An 11755-nucleotide genomic window follows, 5' to 3' on the forward strand; every position below is an offset into this window, starting at 1 on the left:
CTAATTGTTTTATGGTGATTTATGGAGGCGATCTCTATAAGCTTATATTAAATTACAAAATAAGCCTCTTGGTTTGCTTTTTCAAAATGTAAGAGATGAAAAATTTAAGCAAAGCTAATGTTTTTACAGCCCTAAGGCATTTGGCTTATTTGAAATTAAAATTTTATTTCAGTGGTTAAGACAAAATGATATAATGGGTCTTTTTGATGACCTGCTTTTAGAAATGTACCAGGGTAAATAATATTTGATTCTAGTTCAATACTAATAAACTGGTTTACTTTATAGCTTGCAATAGCGCCTATTTGATTTGCAATAAACCGTTTGTTGTTGTTAGATGGGTATTCTAAAATCAAAGCTGGATTGTAAAGGCCGTCGTGCTTCGAAAAACGCCAAAAAGCAACATAGTCTAGCTCAATATCGATAGGACCAATTTTAGAAGTTAAATAGGGGTGTATGTCAATTAAGTTAGATGGGCCAAAACGCGCTACGCGTCCAAAATAAGCGCCTCTAGGGTATAAGGCATCAAAGGTGTTTATCGCGTTGTTATTCGTATTCTTATCGCCACTAATCGCTTCGGTTTTTAGTCCTAAACTGAGATGGTTAAAGGTTTTAAAAGCTTTCTCTATATGGAATGATATGGTCCATGCAGAGATATTTTGATTGCCAAATTTTCCTGCTTGATAGACAAATTCGTTGTTATATGTTAATCCTTTCCATGTTCCAAAATGGCGCAAACCTAGTGATGCTCTTTTATCATGAGCCATTCCAGAGTTCCAAATTTTATTAAGTTCTTTCTTGTACAACACATAAATATCGGTGCTTGTACTTTTGGTCCAATTTTGGGTCCAGTATAAAGCAGATAAGGTCTCAGAGGTGTTGAAGGCATTATTATCCCAAACACCTTGTTGTTGTTGCACAGGTATGGCATAAAAGCCAGTTATTTTAGTGTTGTAATCTTTATACTTTAGTTGTAACATATCGAATGATAAGCGCACATTTGGACCTTCACGCACATCAATTAATCTACCGCTTCCTAAACGCATGTTCTGCCTTCCTATGAGATAACTAAAATGGTTGTTAATTTGATAGTTGACAAATAGTTGATTGATATTTAACGCATCTTTTTGCACTGGACTTATATTTTCTTTACCGGTAATTAAGCTGGAATTTAGTTCACCAAAAAATTCAAATTTAGTGCCTAATTTCAAGTGTGTGTGAAACATGGCACGGCTTAAGAACCAGTAGTCATTTTGGTTTTCTTTGTTATTAAATTGCTCGTTTATATAGGCTTCGGTTTGAAAACGAAAACTACCCCCGAGGCTTAGTTGGTTTTCTTTTCCTAATGCGATTGATTTAAGATTTTGATAGTTGTTTTTAGTTTCAGTAATAGATATACTATCGTTTTGGCGCAGTAAGCTAAACTTTAAAATATTGGGGTTTGATTGCCCGTTTGCAAAAGTAAAAACACTTATAAAACATAGTAATAAATAGATTTTCATGGTGTTCTAAAATTTTCGAATAAGCAGCACTCCACCTATTAAAAAGCCTATACCTAGCAGCCGTTGCCAATTTATTTGTTTAATAGGAAGACCCATTAAACCAAAATGGTCAAGAATTAATGATGCGCTCATTTGTCCTGCAACAACCAATACAAAGGTTAATGCTGTACCTAATTTTGGTGCGAGAATAATAACAGCTGCTACATAGAAAGCACCTAATAAACCTGCTAGCCATACTGCGGGTGAAACGTTTTTAACTTGAATCACCGATAGAAAATCAAGTTTTAAAATAACAAGATAAATGAGCAAGCCAATTGTACCCACTAGAAATGAGGCAAAGGCCGCAAATATGGGTTGTTGCACAGATTTACCTAGTTGTACATTTAGTCCAGCTTGCAAGGGTAAAACAGCTCCAGCCAATACGGCTAAGATTATGAGAGTAAATTGGGTTTTCATTATAAAATCTATGGTTTAGTTAATTGTTTTATGATGCTGAAAAATTAGCCATTAAGTGTTTAGTGAAGTTTATGGAGTGCTTGTCTAACTGACAGCGAAATTGTTTTTGTTGTTTATTTTAACGAAGGCTTTACTTGAATAAGAGAATACACCGCTAGCTTTATTTGAGAATAGAATAAAAATTTAAAATATTGGACTAAAAAATAAAGCTCTGTTATTTCATTTTTAAAAGGGGGGAAACTATTTGAATTCCTGGGGGTTTGTCATGAAAATATTCGGTGTATTTTAAAAATTACACAGTTTATGAGATAATGTCTATTAAATTTAAAAGGCCACCCTTTTAAAGGCAGCCTTTTTGAAAAATGTTTTAGCTTTGTTTTGTAAACTGGGCATCAATTACTAAGGCTACCGTATCAGACACTACTATGCTACCTGCTTCGGTTACGGCATTCCAAGTTAAATTAAAATCTTTACGGTTTATTTTTCCTTGCAGTTCGAAACCCGCTTTTGTTTGTCCGTATGGATCAACTGCAACCCCGTTAAAATCAACATCTAAAACAACTTCTTTGGTAATATCTCTTATGGTTAAATCGCCTGTAAGCTTGTTCCCATCAAAAGACTTAGATTTAAAAGTCATTTCAGGATATTTTTCTGAATTGAAAAAGTCATCAGATTTTAAATGGTTGTCTCTATCGTTATTTTTGGTGTTTATCGAGGCGGTCTTAGCTGAAAAGCTAAATTGTGCATCGATAAAGTCTGCTTTACTGGTTTCAATTGAAGCTTTATAATCTTCGAAATGTCCTTTAACGGTAGAAATCATCATGTGCTTTACTTTAAAGCCTACTTCTGAGTGTGAATGGTCTATGTTCCATTTGGTGTTTACTGTTGTCTCCATGTTTTTAGTATGATAAAATTAATTTTTGATTTATTTGTTTTGATAGCCTCCAAAATATTTCACTGGTGACCATGTTGGTATTACTTCTGGTAATGGCGGGTTCAAGTCTTTATAATCTTCACTGCCATAAACTACTTTGCCATCAACTACGGTAAGTACAGATTTTATATGGCTTATTTTTTCTTCTGGTACTGTAAAATAATCATCAGAAAGTATGGTGAAATCTGCAAACATGCCATTTTCAAGAGTTCCTTTTACATGTTCTTCTTTAGATACCCAAGCGCTGCCTTTTGTATATAAATGCAGGGCTTCTTCTCTGGTTAATTGGTTAGAAGGTTCAGCCAATTGGAAATCGCCAACCGTTTTTCCAGAGATTAACCAGTACAATGCGGGCCATGGGTTGTAACTAGCTACACGTGTACCATCAGTTCCGGCACCTACGGGTATTCCTGCATCAATAATCTTTTTAATAGGTGGGGCTTGTTTGGCTTTATCTGCACCGTAACGCTCAACAAAAAACTCTCCTGCATAAGCCATTCTCGCTTGAATAGCAATACCACCATTTAAAGCTTTAATGCGTTTTAGATCTTCTTCTTTTACGGTTTCTGCGTGGTCAAATAGCCAACGGTTTGCCGTTAGTTTGCCATTGGTTTCTTGGTTTACTTCTTCGATAAGATCTAACATGTGTTTTATGGTCTCTCCATAGGTAGCGTGAATTCTAAATGGCCATCCGTTTTCGGCATGCAGCGTTAAAATTTGTTTCAAGTCTTTTCGCCACGTTGGTCTGTTTTCTAGTAGGGGTTGTGGTGCTAAAAAATTTTCAAAATCTCCTGCGCTCCACGCTAAAAATTCTCCACCACCTTCTAGCTCATAACCGTGATCTAAATGAATTTCACCATTGTGGCCTACTTTATTATTGGCCATCCATTCTTGAAATTCGGCATATTCATTCCCTTTATTTTGTGGGAATAGGTAGTATGATAAACGTAATGGCATTTCACCTTTATCTGCAAGAGCCTTTGTGCCAGTATAGTCTTTAGGGAACTTGTGTCCGCCACCACCAGCGTCAATTCCGCTGGTAATTCCGAAGCTGTTTAATTCTCTATAAAACTGTTTAGTGCCATTTATCATCGCCTCTTCGCTTAGTGGAGGTAAGGCACCAATTCTCGCATATAAAATAGTTGGGTTAGGCTCAGCTAATAGTACACCGGTTAATTTTCCGTCAGGCCCTTTTTCAAAAGTACTACCTTCTGGAGCTTTGGTGTTTTCGTCTATGTTTAAAGCGTTCAAACCTGCTTGGTTTAACCAACCTCTACTGTATAAAAATAATACAAAAGTAGGCACATCTCCGGTGGCTTCATTGATTTCTTCTGGAGTAGGAAATCTTTTTTCTTCAAATTGATACGGACTCCAACCACCAATAACGCGCACCCATTGGCCTTCTGGTGTGCGCTGGGCTTGTTCTTTTAGCATTTCTAGCGCACGCTTTAGTGTTTTTACACCATCCCAACGCAACTCGGCATTATAAAATCGACCGCCTCTTGTAAGGTGTAAATGCGAGTCGTTAAGTCCAGGGATAAGAGTTCTTTTGTTGGCGTCTATAGTCTTTGTGTTTGCGCCTTGAAGTTTAAGAACTTCTTCTGTGGTGCCTGTTTTTAAAACTTTGCCATCTTTTACAGCGATAGCTTCTGTAATTGTTCTGTAGCTATCCATAACAGCAACCTTGGCATTGGTTACTATTAAGTCGGCTGTAACCCCAGATGTCGTCACTTCAGCATTCGACTTTTGTTCCTTTTTACAAGAAACGAAAGTGATAGCCAATGTTAAAAGTAATATAAATCGTTTCATATTGTATGGTATTTAAAGCCCTTCTCTTGTGTTAAGAATGAAGGGCCTTGTTAATGTTATTCTAGTGCTTTAACATTTTACGAGCGTACTGGATTCCTAAACCGTATCCGCCACCAAAACGTATGGCTAATTGGTTTACTGCTTCGTAAGTTTCACTTCTTGCCCAATCGCGTTGTAGCTCTAATAAGTACTGTAGAGATGTGATTGGTTTAGCACCTGCTTGCACCATTCTGTTAACCGCCATATCGTGAGCTTCTTTAGAGATATCTCCAGAGGCGTCTGTGATAATGTACACGTCGTAGCCATCATTAATGGCAGACATTGCTGGGCCAACTACACAAACACTTGTCCAAAGTCCTGCCATAACAATTTTTTTCTTGTTTTTACTTGTAATGGCTTTAAAGGCGTTTTCATCTTCCCAAGTATTCATGGTTGTTCTGTCTATGTATTCTTTATGGTTTGGGAAAAACTCTATAATCTCTGGAAACACAGGGCCGCTAAAAGATTCTTCGGCAACCGTGGTGACAACGGTAGGAATGTCAAAAATTTTGGCTGCTCCAGATATTAAACCTACATTATTACGTAATTCTACGGGGTCTATACTATTTGTGGCAAAAGCCATTTGACCTTCGTGATCTATTAATACTAACGCGTGGTTTGTAGGGTCTAATAATTCTGGACTTGGTTTTTGAGCAAAAGTGCTGAATGTGATGGTTAAAAATAATACGAATGTTAGTTTTATGGTTTTCATTTTTATAATTATTAATTGATTGTTGTTTTTTTTTGATTTTTTATTTAAAGCCCTTCTCTTGTGTTAAGAATGAAGGGCTTTGTTAATGTTATTTTAGTGCTTTAACATTTTACGAGCGTACTGGATTCCTAAACCGTATCCGCCACCAAAACGTATGGCTAATTGGTTTACTGCTTCGTAAGTTTCACTTCTTGCCCAATCGCGTTGTAGCTCTAATAAGTACTGTAGAGATGTGATTGGTTTAGCACCTGCTTGCACCATTCTGTTAACCGCCATATCGTGTGCTTCTTTAGAGATATCTCCAGAGGCGTCTGTGATAATGTACACGTCGTAGCCATCATTAATGGCAGACATTGCTGGGCCAACTACACAAACACTTGTCCAAAGTCCTGCCATAACAATTTTTTTCTTGTTTTTACTTGTAATGGCTTTAAAGGCGTTTTTATCTTCCCAAGTATTCATAGTTGTTCTGTCTATGTACTCTTTATGGTTTGGGAAAAACTCTATAATCTCTGGAAACACAGGGCCGCTAAAAGATTCTTCAGCAACCGTGGTGACAACGGTAGGAATGTCAAAAATTTTAGCTGCTCCAGATATTAAACCTACATTATTACGCAATTCTACGGGGTCTATACTATTTGTAGCAAAAGCCATTTGACCTTCGTGATCTATTAGTACTAACGCGTGGTTTGTAGGGTCTAATAATTCTGGACTTGGTTTTTGAGCAAAAGTGCTGAATGTGATGGTTAAAAATAATACGAATGTTAATTTTATGGTTTTCATTGTTCTTAAATTTTGTCTTTACAGACGGTTATACTTATTGTTGTTTATAATTATTGTTTTACTGGAACTTCCATTAATAAAATTTCGGTATCGCTATCTGCTTTAATATCGAGTGTCTCAATATCCCAGATGCCAAAACCATCTCTTTCGTTTAGTTTTTGGTTGTTAATTGAGGCATCACCTTTTAAGACAAAAGCATAAACACCATTGTTTTTTGGGTCGTTCAGGCTGTATTTAACTTCTTTGTTTTGGTCTAAATTAGTCATGTTAAACCAAGCGTTTTGATGTATCCAAACACCAGAATCATTGGGATTGGGTGATAAAACTTGCTGTAATTTGTTGTTGCGGTCTATCGTGTTTAACGTTATTTGATCGTAGCGCGGTTCGACATCTTGCTTATTTGGGATCACCCAAATTTGTAAAAATTTCACAGGTTTGTCTGGGTTGTTATTGTATTCAGAATGCATGATTCCGGTACCGGCACTCATAACCTGTATATCGCCAGCTTTAATAATAGCTTCGTTACCCATATTGTCGCGATGTTTTAAATCGCCTTCAAGCGGAATGGATACAATTTCCATATCTTTGTGTGGGTGCGTTCCAAAACCCCTACTTTCTGAGACCGTATCATCATTTAGAACTCTTAAAGCTCCAAAGTTCATGCGCTCTGGGTCGTAGTAATTTGCGAAGCTAAAGGTGTGTTTGGAATGCAGCCACCCATGATTAGCATCGCCTCTTGTGTTTGCTTTGTGCAGTATTGTTTTCATAATTTTTCTTTCTTTGGATAAATCTTCCTGTATGAGAGGTCGATGGTTTTATCCTTAGTTGTTATTAATTGTTAATAAATTGCTTGGTTTCTCATGATCTTGCTTTGCTAAGGCAGTAGCACCTAAAAGTGATGCGACAGTAACAAAGTTTCAAGTTTTTTAGAAGTCCTCACATTTCATTGTTTTGTTTTTTAACTCGCAAACTAATAGGCTAATCCTGTGCCAAAGCCATAACGCATTGTTTGTGAGGTATTTACATTGTTGTTAAGAAAAACATATAGTCTATTTTATGAGAAATTTCTAATATTTGAGAAATATTTTATTGTTTTTAACACGTATTAAATAAATGTAATGACCGAAGAAAAAGAAATAGGATTTATTAAAGCGTGGTTAGTCGACGCCTTACCGTATGAAGTGTTTTGGGCTAAAGAAGATGGTAGTCTGGTTTATGGTAATCCAAAGCTTTGTGAACGACTTGGTTATAAAAGAACTGAGCTTACTAAGCTTACTATATTTGATATAAACACTACCGTAACTCCAGAAAGTTGGCAGCGACATTGGGAGGCTTTAAAGCGTAATAAGATTGAAAGTTTTCAAGCTGTCCATAAGAATAAATCTGGTGCTTTTTATGAAGTTGAGGTTTATGCTCAATTTTTCTCAAATAACAGAAAAGAGATGGTATGTGCTATTATGCGCGACATTACATCGTCTAGTTTTTATAAAAATTTGGTTAATAATGTCGAATCCATGGCTAAAGTAGGTGGGTGGGATCTTAATCTTCAAGATGGTTCTATATTAGTAACTCCCGAAGCTTTTAGGATATTTAATACAGAAATTAAGGAAGATTTTCACCCTAGCAAAATTGTCCAGTATTTTAAGGATGGAGAACGTTTTAGAAAACACATTATTGAAACGACTAGAAACGCTGTACCTTTTGATGGAGTTTTTGAGACCAAAGAAACGCCTAGTAGATTTATACGCTCTATTGTAAAGCCCTTATTAAAAGGTGATAAGGTTTATAAGGTAGTGGGTATTTATCAAGATTTAACAGAGCAAGTAAAACGGGAAAATAAGCTTAATTTCTTTAAAGACGTTATCGATAATGCGCAAGATTTGATTTACGTCTATAACAAATCTGGTAAATTGTTAGAATACAGCAACTCGGTTTCAAGCACATTAGGGTTTTCTAAAAAAGAATTAGACCGTGCTACTGTTTTTGATTTAGATACGAGTGTTACAGAGGCATGGTGGGAATCACATTTCTCAGAGATTAAAAAAAACGGCTCATTACAAATGGAATGGTTGCTTACTAAAAAAGATGGTACCAAGTTTCCTGCAGATGTAGTGGCTAACTATATGCATTATGAAGGTCAAGATATAAATTGTGCCGTGGTGCGCGATATTACCACTAGAAAAGAACGAGATGTAAAACTTTTTCAAGCACTTGAAGAGATAAAGTCTTTAAAGGATAAGTTAGAAGTTGAAAACGAGTATTTACAAGAAGAGATAAGTAGTAGCATAAATGCAGGTAATATTAAATGTAAAAGCGAGGTTTATGCCAAGGTTTTAGAACAAGTATACCTTGTTGCTCCAACAGATACTACCGTTTTAATTACTGGCGAATCGGGTACAGGAAAAGAATTGTTAGCCACTGCAGTACATGCTAATAGCTCGCGGAAAAACCGGCCTCTTATAAAAATTAACTGTGCCACCTTGCCAAAAGAGCTTATTGAAAGTGAGTTGTTTGGTCATAAAAAAGGGGCTTTTACTGGAGCTGTGGCCGATAAAGTTGGTAAGTTTACTCTGGCCGATGGCGGCAGCATTTTTCTAGATGAAATTGGTGAAATGCCTATAGATTTGCAATCTAAATTATTACGGGTTCTACAAGAAGGTGAATTTGATGAATTGGGCGGGTCTAAAACCATTAAAGTGGACGTAAGAGTAATTGCTGCAACAAATCGGGATCTTGCAGAAATGATAAAAGAAGGTCGTTTTAGAGAAGATTTATATTACAGATTAAATGTCTTTCCTATTTATAATATACCCCTTCGAGAGCGAAAAGAAGACATCCCGCTTTTAGCCCAATTTTTTTTAGAAAAATTTTCTACAAGAGCAGGTAAAGCATTTAAACGACTATCAAAAAAAACGGTAGCGGCTCTTATGGCGTACGATTTCCCTGGTAATATTAGAGAGCTAGAAAATTTAATAGAGCGCGCCGTAATTATTGAAAATGGCACAATATTAAATACAGGAAGTTGGATGCCCACCGTTTCAAAAAACACAAAAGCCTCTGAGCTGCTCACATTTGAAGAAGCTCAAAGACAACATATTATAGCTGTTTTAAAGCGCACTAAAGGTAAAGTGAGCGGCATAAACGGTGCCGCTGGTATTCTTGATATGAATGCTAAAACCTTATTTGCAAAAATGAAAAAACTAGGTATCGAAAAAGAAACTATTTTTAAAACTTAAAACCGATGCGCTATCATCTTTAAATTTTATTTCATTCATGTTTGATTAAAAATTTTATAATGCTTTCAATCCATTTAAAATAACAAGCTTTGCACATTTTTTTAAATGTCACCTTGCTTATTTCAAACAATTATTAAAATTTAAAGAAAATATGTTGTTCATTAAAGCACTTCTGGCTATCAGTTAGTTAGAATCAAGTCTTTGTTCTTGATTCTAAAAGCGCAGCGGTCTTGTGTCTTTTGTCGGAAATTAATGATTTTATTTAATGCTTAATGCTCCCGAAGGGCATTTAGATACTTGATCTATTAATTCATCGGTTTTAGCATTTTCAGGCTTTACCCATGGTCTTTCTTTTGGATTGTAAACCTTTGGTAATGTTTTTACACAAATTCCCGAATGGGTGCATTTATCTGGTTTCCATAAAATTGTTATTTCACCGTTTGAATATTTTTTAGTCTTCATTTTTTTTGTTTTTTTATGTAATACCAAATTAGCCATGTCATGCCGCATATAATTCGTTTATTCACATCTTTCTATTTTATAAATAGGCTTTCATGATGTGCTTCGCAGTTCTTTTTTGCCCATATTTCGGTATAAAATAAAACCGTAACTCAGGCTATGCTTTAATTTTAGCTCACGCCCATATTACAATAATATAACGAGTTCGTGAATCTGCGATTTCTATCTCGTCTGAACAAAAAATAATTCAAATTAACAATACGACATTTCAAAACTAAATTGGCATAATAGTAAGATAGCTAAATATTTTTTTGGCCTGTAAGACTTTGGTCTCGATATGATTTTTTGTTATTCGTTAATCGTTTTTTCAATTCTACGATCTGGTACTACCCACATTAGTGCTACAACTAAATAGACAATAAGGCTAACAATAGGAAAAAAGAAAGATATTACTACACCAGCAAAATATAAAAATAGAGAAAGATTCATTCTTTTATCTTTTTTATACACTTTGCCAACATTAGATTCTTTCCCCTCGTTTTTTATAACGCAATACACCAGAATTTTGAAGGCTATTGCGGCCATAAATAATACGGTGCCATAGATGGCTGTTGGGTTGTCTTCAAAATGATTTTTTCCCATCCAATCTGTTGCAAAAGGTAGGAGGGAAAGCCAAAACAATAAATTTAAATTGGCCCACAGTATTTTCCCGTTAACTTTGTTAACTGCTTGCAATAAGTGGTGGTGGTTGTTCCAGTAAATACCTAAATAAACGAAACTTAAAACATAAGTTAAAAAAATGGGTAAAATAGGTTTTAATGCCTCGAAGGTATATCCTTCGGGCGCGCTCATACCCAAGACCATGATGGTAATAATAATGGCTAAAACACCATCGCTAAAGGCTTCTAATCGTCCTGTTTTCATATTTTTCTTGGTTTTGGTAAGGGTACGTATTCGTTTTCATCTCCAGGTACTTTAGGAAATGCATTTAGGTTTTGGTTTTCCCAATCTTTCTTAGCTTGTTCAATAATGTTCTTATCAGAATTTACAAAATTCCAATGAATATAGCGCGCTTCATCAAAGGGCATTCCACCAAAGATATATACTGTGGTGTTAGTGTCCATCTCAAAGGCGCACAATTTACTGTCTTTAGCGACTAATATTTGTTTGTTTCCATAAGTATGTCCGTCGGCACTAATGCTTCCTTCAAGAATATACAAGGCGCTTTCGCCATAAAGGTCATTACCAATGTTTATTTGCTGTTTGTCTTTACTTTTTATTTCTATAAAATAAAGTTCGCTATGTACGGGAACTGGCGATGTTTTATGAAATGCTTTTCCAGCAATTAATTTAAAGGCTACACCCTGTGTGTTCCATTTAGGGATGTCTTCTTCCTTAATATGGGCAAAACTTGGCGCCGACTGTTCTAAATGTTTTGGCAAAGCCACCCAAATTTGTAAACCGTGTAGCGTTTTTTCTTTATTTCGTAAATATTGGGGTGTTCGCTCCGAGTGTACCACCCCTTTACCGGCAGTCATCCAATTTACGGCTCCTGGTTTTATTTCGATATTAGAACCCAAGCTATCCTTATGTTGAATAGAACCTTCAAACAAATAGGTTAAGGTGGATAATCCAATATGTGGGTGCGGAGGGACATCAAGATTTTCTTGGGGACTCATTTTTGAAGGCCCCATATGGTCAATAAAAGTAAAAGGTCCAACGGCTCTTTTTTGACGGAAGGGTAATAAACGACCTACCATAAAATTACCAATGTTGGCTGCCCTTTCTTCAATAATTAATTCTGTGTTTGACATTTTTTTTAGGTTTA

Annotated in this window: 11 protein-coding genes; 1 reads left to right on the plus strand and 10 read right to left on the minus strand. The window is 35.9% G+C overall.

What is annotated here, in order from left to right; all coding sequences use genetic code 11:
• Nucleotides 1-155: 155 nt before the first annotated feature.
• The 7 genes from FEZ18_RS09220 to FEZ18_RS09250 all read right to left on the minus strand — a co-directional run bounded on the left by FEZ18_RS09220 (nt 156) and on the right by FEZ18_RS09250 (nt 6999).
• Nucleotides 156-1499 (minus strand): alginate export family protein, encoded by a 1344-nt coding sequence (locus tag FEZ18_RS09220; RefSeq protein ID WP_153268036.1) that lies wholly within the window; start codon nt 1497-1499, stop codon nt 156-158.
• A gap of 6 nt (nt 1500-1505) precedes the next feature.
• Nucleotides 1506-1955 (minus strand): DMT family transporter, encoded by a 450-nt coding sequence (locus FEZ18_RS09225; protein WP_153268037.1) that lies wholly within the window; start codon nt 1953-1955, stop codon nt 1506-1508.
• Nucleotides 1956-2322: 367 nt separating this feature from the next.
• Nucleotides 2323-2850 carry a YceI family protein gene (locus FEZ18_RS09230; RefSeq protein WP_153268038.1) on the minus strand — a complete coding sequence of 176 codons (528 nt, stop codon included), beginning with the start codon at nt 2848-2850 and terminating at the stop codon, nt 2323-2325.
• Between the two features lie 30 nt (nt 2851-2880).
• Nucleotides 2881-4698: an amidohydrolase gene (locus tag FEZ18_RS09235; protein WP_153268039.1), complete on the minus strand. Its 1818-nt coding sequence runs from the start codon at nt 4696-4698 to the stop codon at nt 2881-2883.
• A gap of 61 nt (nt 4699-4759) precedes the next feature.
• Complete coding sequence (locus FEZ18_RS09240; protein ID WP_153268040.1) at nt 4760-5449, minus strand: hydrolase; 690 nt, start codon at nt 5447-5449, stop codon at nt 4760-4762.
• Nucleotides 5450-5542: 93 nt separating this feature from the next.
• Nucleotides 5543-6232, minus strand: coding sequence for a hydrolase (locus FEZ18_RS09245; protein ID WP_153268041.1), 690 nt, complete (start codon nt 6230-6232; stop codon nt 5543-5545).
• Between the two features lie 50 nt (nt 6233-6282).
• Nucleotides 6283-6999, minus strand: a complete 717-nt coding sequence (locus FEZ18_RS09250; protein WP_153268042.1) for a pirin family protein — start codon at nt 6997-6999, stop codon at nt 6283-6285.
• 351 nt (nt 7000-7350) lie between these two features.
• Between FEZ18_RS09250 and FEZ18_RS09255 the strand changes: the two genes are divergently transcribed.
• Nucleotides 7351-9468, plus strand: coding sequence for a sigma 54-interacting transcriptional regulator (locus FEZ18_RS09255; RefSeq protein WP_153268043.1), 2118 nt, complete (start codon nt 7351-7353; stop codon nt 9466-9468).
• 258 nt (nt 9469-9726) lie between these two features.
• Here the strand turns inward: FEZ18_RS09255 and FEZ18_RS09260 are convergent, their stop codons facing one another.
• The 3 genes from FEZ18_RS09260 to FEZ18_RS09270 all read right to left on the minus strand — a co-directional run bounded on the left by FEZ18_RS09260 (nt 9727) and on the right by FEZ18_RS09270 (nt 11741).
• Entirely contained in the window at nt 9727-9930 is a 204-nt protein-coding gene (locus FEZ18_RS09260; RefSeq protein ID WP_153268044.1) for a (4Fe-4S)-binding protein, read from the minus strand.
• A 345-nt stretch (nt 9931-10275) separates the two neighbouring features.
• On the minus strand, nt 10276-10851 hold the full coding sequence (locus FEZ18_RS09265; protein WP_153268045.1) for a TMEM175 family protein: 576 nt from the start codon (nt 10849-10851) through the stop codon (nt 10276-10278).
• The gene (locus tag FEZ18_RS09270; protein WP_153268046.1) at nt 10848-11741 is read right to left on the minus strand and encodes a pirin family protein; all 894 of its coding nucleotides are present in this window, start codon (nt 11739-11741) and stop codon (nt 10848-10850) included. The genes FEZ18_RS09265 and FEZ18_RS09270 overlap by 4 nt, the downstream gene beginning before the upstream one ends.
• Nucleotides 11742-11755: the final 14 nt, after the last annotated feature.

It is taken from the genome of Oceanihabitans sp. IOP_32 (genome assembly GCF_009498295.1).
In the GTDB taxonomy this organism is placed as follows: domain Bacteria; phylum Bacteroidota; class Bacteroidia; order Flavobacteriales; family Flavobacteriaceae; genus Wocania; species Wocania indica.